We start from the raw sequence: 15,574 nt of genomic DNA, 5'->3' as shown, positions 1-15,574 counted from the left end.
GGTGTCAGCGGGAGGTCAGCGGCCCGTCCACCGCGGGGCGTAGCCGGAGGTCAGCTCCGCCCGGTTGTGGCGCCACTTGGGCTCGTGGTTCGCGGTGCGGTTGGTGATGGAGCGCAGGGAGCGGACGAGGGGCCCGTAGGTGCTGCTGAGCAGGCCGGAGGAGACGCTGCCGCCGGGCGGCTCGTCCATGAAGGGCATGAACTTGTCGGGGAAGCCGGGCATCGTGCAGCCGATGCAGATGCCGCCGACGTTGGGGCAGCCGCCGACGCCGTCCATCCAGCCGCGCTTGGTGACGTTGCAGTTGACGACGGGGCCCCAGCAGCCGATCTTCACCTGGCACTTCGGCGAGTTGTAGTCCTTCGCGAAGTCGCCCTGCTCGTAGTAGGCGGCGCGGTCGCAGCCCTCGTGGACGGTCTTGCCGAACAGCCAGGTGGGACGCAGCTGCTCGTCGAGCGGGATGGTGGGGGCCAGCCCGGCGGCCTGGTGGAGCAGCCAGGTGAGCGTCTCCATGAAGTTGTCCGGCTGGACGGGGCAGCCGGGGACGTTGACGATCGGCAGGCCGCCCGCCGAGCGGAAGTCCCAGCCGAGGTAGTCGGCCAGGCCCATGCAGCCGGTGGGGTTCCCGGCCATGGCGTGGATGCCGCCGTAGGTGGCGCAGGTGCCGATGGCGACGACGGCGTAGGCCTGCGGCGCGAGGAGGTTCAGCCAGTCGTTGAGCGGGCGGGGCTCGCCGGTGTCGGGGTCGTTGCCCATCGACGTCCAGTAGCCCTCGCCGTTGATGTTCTCGTTGGGGATGGAGCCTTCGACGACGAGGACGAAGGGGTGGTCCAACTCGCCGCGTGCGGCCCGGTGGAAGACCTCCATGAAGTCGTCGCCCGTCTCGTAGGCGAGCACCTTGTTGTGGAGGTGGACCTTGGGCAGGCCGGGGATGGCGCCGAGGACGATGTCCTCCAGGCTGGGCAGGGAGGCGGCCGTGACGGAGACGGTGTCGCCGTCGCAGCTCATGCCCTCAGAGGTCCACAGGATGTGCACCTCTTCCACGCCCGTGCCGCTGGGGGCCGTCTCGGTGGTCGTCATGGCGCGCTTCCTTTCGGCCGCTACTGGCTCACCCGAGAAAGGCTGACACGGTGTGCTAATGCTCACAAATCGGACACGCGTGACAGTGCGTGCCCGGCGGTGGTGTACCGGGCGAGGTGTTCGGGCGTGCCGGCCGGGCGGGCCTTGCGCACGAAGGCCGAGCGCAGCGCGTGGTAGGGGGCCCGGGGGTCGAGGAAGGTCCGCCGCATGGCCGCCAGCTCCTCGGCCCGGTGGTCCGCCAGTCGCCTGACGGCCTCGTCGCGCTCCCGCAGCGCCTTCTTCTCCGCCACCCGCGCGGGCAGGTGCGCCGAGTGGGTCAGCCGCACGGCCAGCCGGGCGACCTCGGACGCGAAGCCGGCGGGCGTCGCCTCCACCACGCGGTCCACCAGCCCCGCCCGGTGCGCGCTCGCCGCGCTCAGCGGCAGCGCCGCCCGCGTGAGGCGCCGCGCGGCCTCGGCACCCACCCGGCGCGGCAGGAGGTAGGTCCACAGCTCCGAGCCGGTGAGCCCCATCAGCCGGTAGTGCGGGTTCAGCACGGCGCCCTCCCGGCACCACACCTCGTCCGCCGCGAGCGCCAGCATCACGCCCCCGGCGGCGGCGTTCCCGGGCAGGGCGGAGACGACGAGCCGGTCGGTGGTCGTCACGACGGCCTCCACCAGGTCGTCGATGGCGCAGATGTTCGCCCACGACTCCGCCGCCGGGTCCTCGGCGGCCTCGATGACGCCCAGGTGGATGCCGTTGGAGAAGAAGTCCCGGGCCGGGCCGAGCACCAGGACGTCCGTGGGCCGGGTGCGGGCGTACCGGTAGGCCGCCAGCAGCCGCCGGCACTGGCCGGTGCTCATCGCCCCGCCGGGGAAGGAGAACCGCAGGAAGCCCGCCGAACCGTCCTCGTCGTACCGGATGTCCGCCCACGTGCGGTCGGCGTCACCGGCGCGCGGCCACAGCGGGGCCGGGACCTCGGGCACGTCCGCCGGCAGCCGCTCGCCGAGGGCGGTCGTGGCGGGCAGCCGCCAGGTGGGCGGGCCCTGCGGACGGCGGCGGGCGCGCAGCTCCGGGATCCAGACCGCGCCGTCGACCGTCGCCCGGCAGAGCGCCCCCTCCCGCGTCGCGACGACCTCCCCGGGCAGGCCGCGCAGGGTGTCCTCCCGATGGCCGCCGTGCAGGTACCACTCGGCGCCGAGAAGGGTGTCCAGGACGCCCGGCCGGGAGTCGGCCGCCCGCAGGGTGCGCAGCACCGACGCCGTCGGCTCGGTGAACCAGTCGATGCGGCGGTCCTCCTGGCGCAGGTACGGCCGCCAGCCGGGGCCGGACGCACCGGGGTCCCCGGGCAGCGGCCCGGCGCCGGAGGAGAACCGCCGCACGGCGCTCAGCACGGCCGTCACGGCGGCGTCGGCCAGCTCCCCCCGGTAGACGTCGCTCTTGCCGAGCCCCGCGGGCACCGGGAAGGCCGCCGACGCCCACACCGGCCCGGCGTCCAGCTCGGCCTCCGCCTGCAGGACGGTGACCCCCCACGTGTCGACGCCGTCCGCCAGCGCCCGGTCGAGCGCGGACGGCCCCCGGTCCCCCGGCGGCCCCGGGTGCACGATCAGGCAGGGCACCGCCGAGAACACCTCGGGCGGCAGGACGCTCGTCAGCATCGGCGCGAGGACGAGGTCGGGGGCGTGCCGCCGCACCGCCTCCGCCTCCGTCCCCGGACCGGTGGTGGCCGCCAGCTCCACCGCCACCGCGTGGCCGCGGTCCACCAGTTCGGTGAAGACGCGCTGGGTCAGGCTGTTGAACGCGCTGGCGAGCAGCAGGATGCGCATGGGCCGCCTCCCTGGCGGTACGGGGCGCCGCCCGGCCGGCGCCCGACGACAGCCCGATCGTGGACCGCGCCGCGCGGGCCCGGTGGCGGGACGCGCCCGGCGGGGGCCCGCCCGGCGGCACGGCATGGGCCGGGCGGGGGAAACCCCGCCGCCCCGCCCTCGCGCCCGCCGGGCTCGGGCCGCCCGGGTGCCTACCGTGACGGTCCATGCACGAACTGTCGATCGCGACCGCCGTCGTCGAGAGTGCCGACGCGGCCGCCCGGCGGCACGGCGCCGCGTCGGTCGAGTCCGTCCGCCTGCGGGTGGGCGAGCTGGCCGGTGTGGTCGCCGACGCGCTGCGCTTCTCCTTCGGCCTCGCCGCCGAGGGCACGGCCCTGGCGGGCGCCCGGCTGGAGATCGAGGAGGTCCCGGCGCGGGCCCGCTGCGGCGGCTGCCCCGGGGACTTCGCCGTCGGCTCGCCGCCGTCCCTGGAGTGCCCCGGCTGCGGCCGGTCCGCGGCGGAGCTGCTGACCGGCCGGGAGCTGGAGATCGCCGCCGTCACCCTGCCGGAACCGGACGCCCCGGCGGGCGTCCCCCCGCCGTCCCTGTCCTGAGGAGGACGTTCGATGATGTGCCGGACAGTCGACCTGCGCCACGCGGTGCTGGCGAAGAACGACGGGCTCGCGGCCGAGCTGCGCGCCGACCTCACCGCACGCGGCATGACCGCCGTGAACCTCATGTCCAGTCCCGGCAGCGGCAAGACGGCGCTGCTGGAACGGGTGCTGACGCGGGCCGGTGAGCGCGGTGTCGCGGTCGCCGCGCTCACCGCCGACCTGGCCACCGAGAACGACGCCCGGCGGCTGGCCCGTTCGGGCGCGCCGGTGAAGCAGGTGCTCACCGGCGGCCTGTGCCACCTGGAGGCCGACCAGGTACGTGAGCACCTGGCGGACTGGCCGCCGCGCGCCACCAGGGCGCTGTTCGTGGAGAACGTCGGCAACCTCGTGTGCCCGGCCACCTACGACCTGGGCGAGTCGCTGCGCGTGGTGCTGATGTCCGTCACCGAGGGGGAGGACAAGCCCGTCAAGTACCCGACGGCGTTCGGCCTCGCGCACCTCGTCGTCCTGACCAAGACCGATCTCGCGCAGCCGGCGGGATTCGACGAGGAGGTCTTCGCGGACCACGTCGAGCGGGTCAACCCCGGTGTGGAGGTGCTGCGTTCCTCCGCCCGCACGGGTGAGGGCGTGGACGGGCTGCTGGACCGGGTCCTGGCCGCGTGCAGCGGGGTGACGCCGCACCGGCCGGTGCTGGCGCGACAGCACCTGGAGCGGCACGGCCACACGCACGCCCACGAGCACGGCCACGAGCACGCGCCGGAGGCGGAGTCCGGCCCGGAGGCCGCACCGGAGGGCCCGGACGAGGCGGCGTCCGACGTCATCGCCTCCCCGGCGGGGCAGCCCTCGGACGCCGTCCTCCAGACCGTCGCCGACGGTTCCTGAGCCGTGAGGGCCGCCGCATGACCGAAGGCATCACCGGGGCACCGCACATCCCCCACCCGGACGCCGACGCCGGAACGGGTTCCGTCCTGCGGCGGCGCGTGCTGGTGCGGGGCGTCGTCCAGGGGGTGGGGTTCCGGCCCTTCGTGCACCGGCTGGCGGGCGAGCTGGAGCTGGCCGGGCACGTCGCGAACACCACCGGCGGCGTCACCGCCGAGGTCGAGGGCCCGGCCCACGCCGTCGAGGAGTTCTGCCGGCGGCTGCGGGCGGACGCCCCGCCGCTCGCGCACGTCGCCGACGTCCGCCACGAGACGCTGACGGCCGTCGGCGAGGCGGCGTTCACCATCCGGGCCTCAGAGAGCAGCGCGGGAGAAGGCGCCGAGGACGGCGGGGACGGCGCCGAGGACGGCGCGGGACGCACCCGCATCCCGCCGGACACCGCGACCTGCGCGGACTGCCTGCGCGAACTGGCCGACCCGGCCGACCGCCGCTACCGGCACCCGTTCATCACCTGCACGCACTGCGGACCGCGCTTCACGATCGCCACCGCGCTGCCGTACGACCGGGCGACCACGACGATGGCTCCCTTCCGGATGTGCCCGGCCTGCCGGGGCGAGTACCACGACCCGGCGGACCGCCGCTTCCACACCCAGCCCGTCGCCTGCCACGCCTGCGGCCCGCGCCTGCGGCTCGTGCCGGGCGCCGGCTCCGGTGTCCGGGCGGCCGAGGGCGAGCGGGCCCTCGGCGTCGCGCGGAAGCTGCTGGCGTCCGGGGCGATCGTGGCGGTCAAGGGCGTCGGCGGCTACCACCTGGCCTGCGACGCCGCCGACGCGTCCGCCGTCGCCCGGCTGCGGGAGCGCAAGGCGCGCGGCGGGAAGCCGTTCGCCGTGATGTGCGCCGATCTCACGACGGCCGCGCGGCTCGCCGAGGTCGGGGCGGCCGAGCGGGAGGCCCTGGCGGGCCGCCACCGGCCCATCGTCCTGCTGCGCCGCACCGGGGGGCCGCTCCCCGGACTCGCCGGGAACGTGTGCTCCGGCAGCCCCGACGTCGGCGTCATGCTCCCCTACACCCCCGTGCACGAGCTGCTGTTCGGGCTGCCGGGCGACGCCCCGGGGCCGCGCGTCCTCGTCATGACCAGCGGCAACCGGTCCGGGGAGCCGATCGTGACCGACGACGGCGAGGCCCTGGACCGGCTCGGCGGCATCGCCGACGCGTGGCTCACCCACGACCGCCGCATCGACGTGCCCTGCGACGACTCCGTGGTGCGGGTACGGGCGGACGGCCGGGAACTCGTCCTGCGCCGCTCCCGCGGCTACGCGCCGACGCCGCTGACGCTCCCCGTGCCCGTCCGCCCCGCGCTGGCCGTCGGCGGGGACCTGAAGAACGCGCTGTGCCTCGGCGCGGGCACCGACGCCTGGTTCTCCCCCCACCTGGGCGACCTGGGCGACCTCACCGCCCTGGAGGCGTTCGCCCGCGGCGAGCGGCGGCTGCGGGAACTCACCGGCGTCCGCCCGGAGGTGATCGCCGCCGACCCGCACCCGCGCTACCACGCGACGCGCTGGGCCCGGGGCCGCGCCGGGAACCACGCCGACCAGCCGGTCCTCGTGCAGCACCACCACGCGCACATCGCCTCCGCCATGGCCGAGCACGGCCTGGACGGCACGGGCCCCGTCATCGGCGTCGCCTTCGACGGGACGGGGTACGGCGCGGACGGCGCGGTGTGGGGCGGCGAGGTCATGCTGGCCGACTACGACGGCTACCGCCGCGTGGCGCACCTGGCGTACGCGCCGCTGCCCGGCGGGGACGCGGCGGTGGCCAACCCGTGCCGCACGGCGCTGGCCCGGCTGCGCGCGGCGGGCGTCCCCTGGGCGCCGGACCTGCCGTGCGCGGCGGCCTGCACCGACGAGGAGCTGCGGCTGCTGGCCCGCCAGCTGGAGCGGCGCGTCGCGCTCGTGCCGACGTCCAGCATGGGGCGGCTGTTCGACGCGGTGGCCTCGCTGACCGGCGTGTGCCACCGGGCCGGCTACGAGGCGCAGGCCGCCGTCGAACTGGAGGCCGCCGCCGCGCGGGTGTGGCGGGGCGGTGAGCCGGGCCCGGCCCCCGCCTACGCGTTCGCCCTGCGGTCGCGGAGCACGGCCGGGACGCCGGGCGTCACGGTCTTCGACCCGGCACCCGTCCTGGCCGACCTCGCGGCCGACGTCCGGCGCGGCACCCCGGCGGAGGTGATGGCCGCCCGGTTCCACCGGGCGGTGGCGGACGCGGTGGTCACCGTCTGCCGCCGCGCCCGCCAGGAGACGGGGGTGCGCACGGTCGCCCTCACCGGCGGCGTGTTCGCCAACGCGCTGCTGGACGAGGCGTGCGCCGAGGGACTCGACGCGGGCGGCTTCACCGTGCTGCGGCACCGCGCGGTGCCGCCCGGCGACGGCGGCCTGGCCCTCGGTCAGCTCATGGTGGCGGCCCGGGAGCCGCTGCGCACTTCCCCACCCACGAGACGAACGGAGGCGGGCCATGTGCCTGGCGGTACCAGGACGAGTGGTCGGAACGGGTGAGCGGGACGGCACCCCCATGGCGCAGGTCGACTTCGGCGGCGTGACCAAGGACGTGTGCCTGGCCTACGTGCCGGAGGCGCAGGTCGGCGAGTACGTCATCGTGCACGTCGGCTTCGCGCTGCAGCGCCTGGACGAGGAGTCGGCGCGGGCGTCGCTGCGGCTCTTCGAGGAGCTGGGGCTGCTGGACGAGGAGTTCGGCGACGCCTGGGGGCGTGCGGCGGCCGAGGCCGGCGCAGACCTCCCCGACGACGTGGCGGCCACGGCCCCCACCGCCGCCACCCGGTCGGACGAGGAGGCGACCCGGTGAAGTACATCGACGAGTTCCACGACCCGGCGCTGGCCCGCCGGCTGCTGGACGACATCCACGCCACGGTGACCCGGCCCTGGGCGCTGATGGAGGTCTGCGGCGGCCAGACGCACTCGATCATCCGGCACGGCATCGACCAGCTGCTGCCGGACTCCCTGGAGCTGATCCACGGCCCCGGCTGCCCGGTGTGCGTGACGCCCCTGGAGATGATCGACAAGGCGCTGGAGATCGCCGCACGGCCCGGCGTCGTCTTCTGCTCCTTCGGCGACATGCTGCGGGTGCCGGGCACCGGCCGGGACCTGTTCCAGGTCAAGAGCGCGGGTGGGGACGTCCGGGTGGTGTACTCGCCGCTGGACGCCCTCGACGTCGCCCGCCGCAACCCCGACCGGCAGGTCGTCTTCTTCGGCATCGGGTTCGAGACCACCGCGCCCGCCAACGCGATGACCGTCCACGAGGCGCGCCGCCTGGGCATCGCGAACTTCAGCCTGCTGGTCTCGCACGTGCGGGTCCCCCCGGCCGTGGAGGCGATCATGCGGGCGCCGCAGTGCCGGGTCCAGGGCTTCCTCGCCGCCGGGCACGTGTGCAGCGTCATGGGCACCGAGGAGTACCCGGCGCTGGCGGAGCGGTACCGGGTGCCGATCGTCGTCACCGGTTTCGAGCCGCTGGACATCCTGGAGGGCGTGCGGCGTGCCGTGCGCCAACTGGAGGGCGGGGAGCACCGGGTGGAGAACGCCTACCCGAGAGCCGTGCGGGAGGCGGGGAACGCCCCGGCGCTGGCCCGGATCGAGGAGGTCTTCGAGGTCACCGACCGGTCGTGGCGCGGCATCGGCACGATCCCGGAGAGCGGCTGGCGGCTGTCGGACGCCTTCCGCGCCTACGACGCCGAGCACCGCTTCGAGGTCGAGGACGTGCGGACGGCCGAGCCCGCCGCCTGCCGCAGCGGCGAGGTCCTCCAGGGCCTGATCAAGCCGCACGCGTGCGAGGCGTTCGGCACGCTGTGCACGCCGCGCACCCCGCTGGGCGCCACGATGGTCTCCAGCGAGGGCGCCTGCGCCGCGTACTACCTCTACCGCAGACTCACCCCGGGCGCGCCGGCCGCGCGGGAGGCGGCGGGGCGGGCACCCGCCCCCGCCGCCGCGACCGACGCCGTGAAGGAGGCGAGCCCCCTTGGCTGAGACGACGACCGCCACGACCCCCGAGGCTCCGGACGTTCCGGAGGGCGGCGTTCCGGAGCGGGAGGTCGTGGACCCGGCCGCGTGGACGTGCCCGGCGCCGCTGCGGGACCACCCCACGGTGGTACTCGGCCACGGCGGAGGCGGTGCCCTGTCGGCGGAGCTGATGGAGCACCTCTTCGTCCCCGCCTACGGCAACCCGACGCTCGCCGGGCTCGGCGACTCCGCCACCGTCACGCTCGGCGGGGCCCGCCTCGCCTTCTCCACCGACTCCTACGTCGTGCGCCCGCTGTTCTTCCCCGGCGGGTGCATCGGGGACCTCGCCGTCAACGGCACCGTCAACGACCTGGCGATGAGCGGGGCGCAGCCGGCCTACCTGTCCTGCGGATTCATCCTGGAGGAGGGTGTCGAGCTCTCCGTGGTGGGGCAGGTGGCGCAGGCGGTCGGAGCGGCGGCGGAGGCGGCCGGCGTCACGGTCGCCACGGGGGACACCAAGGTGGTGGAGGCCGGGCACGGCGACGGCGTCTACCTCAACACCTCGGGCATCGGCCTGATCCCCGACGGCGTCGACATTCGCCCGCAGCGCGCCGTGCCGGGGGACGTGGTGATCGTCAGCGGCCCCATCGGGCTGCACGGCATCGCCGTCCTCAGCCTGCGGGAGGGCCTGGAGTTCGGCGCCGGGGAGCTGGCGAGCGACACCGCGCCGCTGAACGGACTGGTCGCGGCGATGCTCGGGGTCACGCGCGACGTGCACGTCCTGCGCGACCCGACGCGCGGCGGCGTCGCGGCGACGCTCAACGAGATCGCCTCGGCGTCCGGCACCGGCGTCGTCCTCACCGAGCGCGACCTGCCCGTGCCGGAGGCCGTCGCGAACGCCTGCGGGTTCCTCGGCCTCGACCCGCTCTACGTCGCCAACGAGGGCCGGCTCGTCGCCGTGGTGCCCCGCGCGGAGGCGGACGCCGTCCTGGCCGCCCTGCGCGCGCACCCGCACGGCCGTGGGGCGGCGGTGATCGGCGAGTGCGTGGCCGAGCATCCCGGCACGGTGGTGGCCCGCACCGCCTTCGGCGGCACCCGCGTCGTGGACCTGCCGCTCGGCGAACAGCTCCCCCGCATCTGCTAGCCCGCCGAACGGGGACGAGAGGGCATGGGTGCCCGGCCGGGCGGGCACCCGGCCGGGGACCGACGTCGGGACGAACGATCCGACCAGCGACGACAAGGACGTGAGCAGCATGCGCGTGGCGTTTCTCGCCGCCCCCGAGGGCGTGGAGCAGGTCGAGCTGACCGAACCGTGGCAGGCCGTGAAGGACGCCGGCGGGACCCCGGAGCTGCTCTCCACGCGGAGCGGCACCCTCCAGGCGTTCCACCACCTCGACAAGGGCGACACCTTCCCGGTGGACCGCGAGGTCGGCCGGGCGGGCATGGAGGACCACGACGGCCTGGTCCTGCCCGGCGGTGTGGCCAATCCCGACCTCCTCCGCACGGACGAGCGGGCCGTCGACTTCGTGAAGGGGTTCTTCGAGCGGGGCAAGCCCGTGGCCGTCATCTGCCACGGCCCGTGGACGCTGATCGAGGCGGACGTCGTCCGGGGCCGCCGCCTCACCTCGTGGCCGAGCCTGCGGACGGACCTGCGCAACGCGGGCGCGACGTGGGTGGACGAGGAGGTCGTCCGCTGCGAGGACGGGCCGAACGTCCTGATCAGCAGCCGCAAGCCGGGCGACCTCAAGGCGTTCTGCGCGGCCTTCGTCCGCGAGTTCCAGCACATCTCGGCGTAGCCGAGAAGGCAACGCGTAGCCGAGAAGGCAACGCGTAGCCGAGAAGGCAACGCGTAGCCGGAACGGCCGTGGGGCCCGCGCCCGGTTCGGGTGCGGGCCCCACGGCCGTGCAGGGTGGGTCAGACGGCGGAGCCGGCGACCCACTCCGACCAGGGCATGTTCCAGCCGTTGAGTCCGTTGTCGGGCTGGATCTCCTTGTCCGGGGAGTTCTTCACGACGACGAGGTCGCCGACCATCGAGTTCTCGTAGAACCAGGAACCGTCGGTCGTCGGGTCGTCGGCGCCCTTGACGTCCTGGAGGCCCACGCAGCCGTGGCTGGTGTTGCCCTCACCGAAGGGGGCGCCCCAGTAGTTGCCGTGGATGAACGTGCCCGAGGTGGACAGGCGCATGGCGTGCGGCACGTCGGGGATGTCGTACTCGCCCTCGCCGTCGTCGTCGGTGAAGCCGACCGTCGCGCCGTTCATCCGGGTCTCCTCGAACATCTCGGAGATCACCATCTGGCCGTTGTAGGTCGGGGTCTCCTTGCTGCCCGCGGAGATCGGGACCGTCTTGATCTCCTTGCCGTCGCGGACGACGGTCATCGTGTGCTTCTCGACGTCGACCGTGCTCACCTGCGAACGGCCGATCGTGAAGCTGAAGCTCTTGTCCTGAACGCCCGTGACGCCGTTCGCGCCCTCCACGCCGTCCAGGGAGAGCTTGACCTGGACCTCGGTGCCGGGCTTCCAGTAGTCCTTGGGACGGAAGTCGAGGCGCTGGTCGCCGAACCAGTGGCCGACGACCTCCTGGGGGCCGGAGGAGTTGACCTCGATCGCGGACTGGACCTCGGCCCGGTTCGTGATCGGCTTGTCGAAGTTGATGGAGACCGGCATGCCCACGCCGACGGTGTCGCCGTCCTCGGGGGTGAAGTAGCCGATGAAGCTGTTGTCGGGCGAGACGGTGGTGAACGTCGCGTTCTCCGTGGTCGGCTGCCCGTCGGTGTCCTCGGCCTTCGCCTCGACGCGGTACTCCGTCGCGCGGTCGAGCTGGCCGGTGGGCTTCCAGGAGGTCTTGTCGGCGGACAGCTCGCCCTCGACGGCGCCGCCGTCGGCGGTGGCCGTCATGGTCACCTCGGTGAGGGTGCCGCCCTTGACGGTGACCTCGGTGTCGTTGTTGATGCCCGCGTTCTCCGTGCCGTTCTCCGGCGCGATGGATATCTGCGCGGCCGACTCCGGCTTCTGCTCGTCCGCGTCCTGGGAGCTCCCGCCCGACGGGTCGCTCTTCCCCGGACCGTCCTGGCCGTCGGCTTCCTCGCTGCTGCACGCACCGAGCGCGAGGACACCACTGAGCAGAGCAGCCGTGACCGCTATGCCCCTGCGGTGCTTGCTGGCCGTTTTCACACGCTTCTCCATCACTTCGAAGGCCCTGGACTCCCCGCGCCGCACAGGGTGGCGAGCGCGCCCATCAAATCGGGCATGTGACATCACATTTGTACGTACAAGAACGCAAGGGAGTCTGTGGCGCGTTCCACCCCGAAGCAAACTGTGGCCCAGAACACCGGTCCAGGTCCAGTGGCACCTGCCCCGGGCGAGCGAAGCGGATGTCCGTGACGGGTGGGGCGCGAGGGGCACGGGGGCGTCGGGCGGTCCGGCACCGGCCGTCGCCGGAGCAGCCGGGGCACCCTGACCGGCCTCGGGCTTCCGCTTCCGCTTACCGGTCGGCCGCGGCCGGTTCGGCGTCCTCGAAGCCGTCCAGCTGCCAGAGCTCGGACTCGGGATCGTAGTCGATCAGCTCACTGCTCCACGACGCCTGCGCGAGCTCGACGCCCGGCACCTCGCTGACCAGGTCGATCGGGTCGACGAGGTAGGCGATGGCCTCCGCGGTGTCCCCGCCCACGGCCGTCACGGCGTCCCGCCGCTCCTCGTCCGGCATGAACTCGTCCGCTGCGATGTGCTCGGACGCGGCCCGGGCGAGGGATTCCGGATCGGCGACCTCCAGCACGACTTCGACCTGGAGGCGGACGTAGCGGGGGGTGTCTTCTGTGTTCATGCCACGGAGCGTAGGCGGCCCCGCCTGCGGGGCTTCCCCACGACCCGCCGCGCTGGCTAACATCGGCTCCCGCACGGGTGTTTCCCCCGTACTCCCCCCACGCACACCGCACCTGCACCACTGAAGGAGGCCCTCGTGGCCGGACCCCGCCGCACGCTGGTGACCTCGGCTCTGGCGGGCGGCCTGCTGTGCGGGTTGTGGTTCGTCCCGTCCGCGAACGCCTCCCCGGAGGAGGAGCCGCCGCGCACGGACCGGGCGACCTCGTCCGTGTCAGAGAGCGCCGCCCGCACCGAGGCCTCCGACGCCTCCGGTCCCGGCGCGGACGGCCCGCGACTGGCCGAGACCGGGACGTTCGACAGCATGCCCTACGTCGCCGGAGGGGTCGCCTTCCTGGCGGCGGGCTCGGGGCTCCTCGCGCACGCTGCGCGCCGCGCGCGCACCGCGCTCTGACCGGCACGCGCCACCGCACGCCCCCACCGCGCGCCCCCGCCCCACGACGACCCCCACGGGGCGCCGCACGCCCGGCGGGGGTCGGCGCGTCGTCAGGCCAGCCGGCCGGTGACCGTCTCGGCGGCCCGCACCAGGCCACCGCCGCGCACGAACGCCTCCGCCGCCGCGAGGTCGGGCGACAGGAACCGGTCCGGCCCGGCGCCGGCGACACCGGCGGCCCGCGCGGCCTCCAGCACGGCGAGACTCGCCGGGGCCGGCATCCCGCCGGCCGCCGCGCGCAGTTCCAGGGCCCGCGCGGCGGCGTAGAGCTCGATCGCGATGACGCGCGTGAGGTTGTCCACGGCCGTGCGCAGCTTGCGCGCCGCCGACCAGCCCATCGAGACGTGGTCCTCCTGCATGGCGGAGGAGGGGATCGAGTCCGCCGAGGCCGGTACGGCGAGCCGCTTGAGCTCGCTGACCAGCGCGGCCTGCGTGTACTGGGCGATCATCAGACCGGAGTCGACGCCGGGGTCGTCGGCCAGGAAGGCCGGCAGGCCGTGCGAGCGGTTCCTGTCCAGCAGCCGGTCGGTGCGGCGCTCGGCGATGGAGGCCAGGTCGGCGCAGGCGATGGCCAGGAAGTCGAGCACGTAGGCCACGGGGGCGCCGTGGAAGTTGCCGTTGGACTCCACCCGACCGTCGGCGAGGACGACCGGGTTGTCGACGGCGGCGGCCAGCTCGCGTTCGGCCACCAGGAGGGCGTGGGCGAGCGTGTCGCGGCCCGCTCCGGCGACCTGCGGGGCGCAGCGCACCGAGTAGGCGTCCTGCACGCGCGGCGCGTCGTCCTGGTGGTGACCGGTGAGCCCGGAGCCCTCCAGCACCTTCGCCATGTTGGCCGCGCTGGCGGCCTGCCCGGGGTGCGGGCGGACGGCGTGCAGCTCGGGGGCGAGCACGCGGTCGGTGCCCAGCAGCGCTTCGAGGGTGAGGGCGGCGGTGATGTCGGCGCCGGTGAGGAGGCGGGAGAGGTCGGCGGCGGCCATGACGAGCATGCCGAGCATGCCGTCGGTGCCGTTGAGCAGGGCGAGGCCCTCCTTCTCTCGCAGCTCGACGGGGGCGATCCCGTGTGCGGCCAGCAGCTCGGCGGCGGGGCGCACGACGCCGTCGGAGCCCTCCGCGTCGCCCTCGCCGAGGAGGGTGAGGGCGCAGTGGGACAGCGGCGCCAGGTCGCCGGAGCAGCCCAGCGAGCCGTACTCGTGGACGACGGGGGTGATCCCGGCGTTCAGCACGTCCGCCATCGTCTGAAGGACCTCCGGGCGGACGCCGGTGTGGCCGGAGGCGATGGTCTTGAGCCGCAGGAACATCAGCGCGCGGACGACCTCGCGCTCGACGCGCGGGCCGGTGCCGGCGGCGTGGGACCGCACGATGTTGCGCTGGAGCTGCGCGCGCAGCTCGGGGCTGATGTGCCGGACGGCGAGGGCGCCGAAGCCGGTGGAGACGCCGTAGACCGGGTCCGGCTTGGCGGCCAGGTCCTCGATGAACCCGCGTGCCCGGGCGACCTCGGCCAGGGCCTCGGCGCTCAGCTCGACGCGCGCGTCGCCCCGGGCGACGGCGAGGACGTCGGCCGGGCCGACGCCCCGGGACCCGACCGTCACGACTGCCTGCTGCATATCCATATTCACGCACCCTAAGCACTGAATGCCTTCCTGTCACGCCCCGGACGCGACCGGTCGGAGGGCGCCCCGCCCGGCACTCCCGTCAGCGGCCCCGGAAGCGGCGGCGCTCCCCGGCGGGCGGCTCGGTCCCGTCCGCGAGGTGGACGATCTCCCGCCCGGCCACCACCGGCTTGCCCGCCCGTGCCGCCTTCGCCCGGTACTGGGCCGCGTCGGCGAGCCGCAGCAGGCGGCGGGCCGAGTGCACGGGCCCGATGGGGTCGCCGGTGGACGCCACCCCGCAGGCGACGCCGTGGCCCGCCTCCAGCTCGCCCGCCCGCACGCACAGCTCCTCCGCCACGGCCACGACCTCGTCGGCCGGGGAGCCGATGGCGAGCAGGCAGAACTCGTCGCCGCCGAGTCGGGCGGCCAGCGCACCCGACACCCCCGGCGGTCCCGACAGCCCCGACAGCATCGCCCCGCAGCGCGACAGGAGGCAGCCGAAACGTTCGAGCAGGCGGTCGCCCGCCGCGTGCCCGGCGGTGTCGTTGACCTCCTTGAGCCCGTTGAGGTCGCACACGACGAGGCTCACCACCGTGCCGTCCGCGCGGTGCCGCTCCAGCGCCTCCTCAAGCCGGGCGTCCACCGCACGCCGGTTGCCCAGGCCCGTGAGCGGGTCGGTGAACGCGAGCCGCCGCACCTCCTCCAGCCGCTCGTGCTGGGAGAGCCCGGCCGCGACGACGGCGGCCAGCACCGTCGCGAACGCCGCCTCCTCCGGCCCGAAGACCACGCCGTGCGGCGGGCGCGCGACGTACAGCTCGCCCCACGCCCGGCCGTGCAGGACGATCGGCGCGACGACGCAGCTCCCCCGCCCCCGGCGGCGCAGCGCGGCGGCGCGGCGCGGCCCGTGTCCCCCGTCCGGGGCACCGGCGGCGCTCCCGGGCGTGGGGCGCGCGGGCGGGGCCGGGTCCGCGCGCTCGACCCACGCCTGGGGGCCCTCGCCGCCCGTCCAGCGCTCGTGGAGGAACTCGGCGATCTCCGGGAAGTCGTGGACGGGGTACGACTCGTCTTGCGGAAACGTTTCCTCGCCCGGCGCCAGCAGCCCGTCGTTCACCAGCACGCGCAGCCGTCCCCGCGCCCGCTCCCACACCGAGACGGCCGCGAACGACCCGTCCATCGCCGTCCGCGCACCGGTCGCCGCCGCCCGGGCCGCCTCGGCGGAATCCGGGGCGGCGGCCATGGCCTGCGCAAGCCGCAGCACCGCACAGAGCCTGGCATCGTCACCCATACGACCCAGATTAGGAGGGTTCGACGCACTCT

14 protein-coding genes are annotated in these 15,574 nt (G+C 75.0%); 8 read left to right on the top strand and 6 right to left on the bottom strand.

Annotated features, from left to right (window positions below):
* Positions 1–15: 15 nt before the first annotated feature.
* Together IF129_RS18280 and IF129_RS18275 are read right to left on the bottom strand one after the other, a co-directional pair.
* Positions 16–1,077 carry an NADH-quinone oxidoreductase subunit B family protein gene (locus tag IF129_RS18280; protein WP_191210798.1) on the bottom strand — a complete coding sequence of 354 codons (1,062 nt, stop codon included), beginning with the start codon at positions 1,075–1,077 and terminating at the stop codon, positions 16–18.
* Positions 1,078–1,139: 62 nt separating this feature from the next.
* Complete coding sequence (locus IF129_RS18275) at positions 1,140–2,882, bottom strand: hydrogenase maturation protein (protein WP_191210797.1); 1,743 nt, start codon at positions 2,880–2,882, stop codon at positions 1,140–1,142.
* A 206-nt stretch (positions 2,883–3,088) separates the two neighbouring features.
* On the opposite strand from IF129_RS18275, the gene hypA reads away from it, so the two are divergent.
* The 7 genes from hypA (at position 3,089) to IF129_RS18240 (ending at position 10,154) form a co-directional block, all read left to right on the top strand.
* Positions 3,089–3,475, top strand: a complete 387-nt coding sequence (gene hypA, locus IF129_RS18270) for a hydrogenase maturation nickel metallochaperone HypA (protein WP_191210796.1) — start codon at positions 3,089–3,091, stop codon at positions 3,473–3,475.
* A 15-nt stretch (positions 3,476–3,490) separates the two neighbouring features.
* Positions 3,491–4,357, top strand: coding sequence for a hydrogenase nickel incorporation protein HypB (hypB, locus tag IF129_RS18265; protein ID WP_191210942.1), 867 nt, complete (start codon positions 3,491–3,493; stop codon positions 4,355–4,357).
* Positions 4,358–4,374: 17 nt separating this feature from the next.
* A complete protein-coding gene (gene hypF / locus IF129_RS18260) occupies positions 4,375–6,903 on the top strand; it encodes a carbamoyltransferase HypF (RefSeq protein ID WP_191210795.1) in 2,529 nt (842 codons plus the stop codon).
* Positions 6,863–7,210, top strand: a complete 348-nt coding sequence (locus IF129_RS18255) for a HypC/HybG/HupF family hydrogenase formation chaperone (protein ID WP_191210794.1) — start codon at positions 6,863–6,865, stop codon at positions 7,208–7,210. Before hypF ends, IF129_RS18255 begins: the two co-directional genes overlap by 41 nt.
* Entirely contained in the window at positions 7,207–8,385 is a 1,179-nt protein-coding gene (gene hypD, locus IF129_RS18250; protein WP_191210793.1) for a hydrogenase formation protein HypD, read from the top strand. The genes IF129_RS18255 and hypD overlap by 4 nt, the downstream gene beginning before the upstream one ends.
* A complete protein-coding gene (hypE, locus tag IF129_RS18245; RefSeq protein WP_191210792.1) occupies positions 8,378–9,502 on the top strand; it encodes a hydrogenase expression/formation protein HypE in 1,125 nt (374 codons plus the stop codon). Before hypD ends, hypE begins: the two co-directional genes overlap by 8 nt.
* 109 nt (positions 9,503–9,611) lie before the next feature.
* On the top strand, positions 9,612–10,154 hold the full coding sequence (locus IF129_RS18240; RefSeq protein WP_191210791.1) for a type 1 glutamine amidotransferase domain-containing protein: 543 nt from the start codon (positions 9,612–9,614) through the stop codon (positions 10,152–10,154).
* Between the two features lie 119 nt (positions 10,155–10,273).
* On the opposite strand, the gene IF129_RS18235 is transcribed toward IF129_RS18240, so the two are convergent.
* Positions 10,274–11,542 carry a L,D-transpeptidase gene (locus IF129_RS18235; protein ID WP_191210790.1) on the bottom strand — a complete coding sequence of 423 codons (1,269 nt, stop codon included), beginning with the start codon at positions 11,540–11,542 and terminating at the stop codon, positions 10,274–10,276.
* Between the two features lie 298 nt (positions 11,543–11,840).
* On the bottom strand, positions 11,841–12,179 hold the full coding sequence (locus tag IF129_RS18230) for a hypothetical protein (RefSeq protein ID WP_191210789.1): 339 nt from the start codon (positions 12,177–12,179) through the stop codon (positions 11,841–11,843).
* A gap of 135 nt (positions 12,180–12,314) precedes the next feature.
* Here IF129_RS18230 and IF129_RS18225 point away from each other — a divergent pair, with 135 nt between their 5' ends.
* Positions 12,315–12,629: a hypothetical protein gene (locus IF129_RS18225; protein ID WP_191210788.1), complete on the top strand. Its 315-nt coding sequence runs from the start codon at positions 12,315–12,317 to the stop codon at positions 12,627–12,629.
* Positions 12,630–12,721: 92 nt separating this feature from the next.
* On the opposite strand, the gene hutH is transcribed toward IF129_RS18225, so the two are convergent.
* Positions 12,722–14,272, bottom strand: a complete 1,551-nt coding sequence (gene hutH, locus IF129_RS18220) for a histidine ammonia-lyase (RefSeq protein ID WP_381479809.1) — start codon at positions 14,270–14,272, stop codon at positions 12,722–12,724.
* Positions 14,273–14,360: 88 nt separating this feature from the next.
* Positions 14,361–15,542, bottom strand: coding sequence for a GGDEF domain-containing protein (locus IF129_RS18215; protein WP_191210786.1), 1,182 nt, complete (start codon positions 15,540–15,542; stop codon positions 14,361–14,363).
* Positions 15,543–15,574: the final 32 nt, after the last annotated feature.

This window comes from Streptomyces chumphonensis, from assembly GCF_014779715.1.
GTDB classification, from domain to species: domain Bacteria; phylum Actinomycetota; class Actinomycetes; order Streptomycetales; family Streptomycetaceae; genus Streptomyces; species Streptomyces chumphonensis.
Note: the sequence above shows the minus strand (reverse complement) of the source record. Positions and strands in the feature narration are given on the sequence as shown.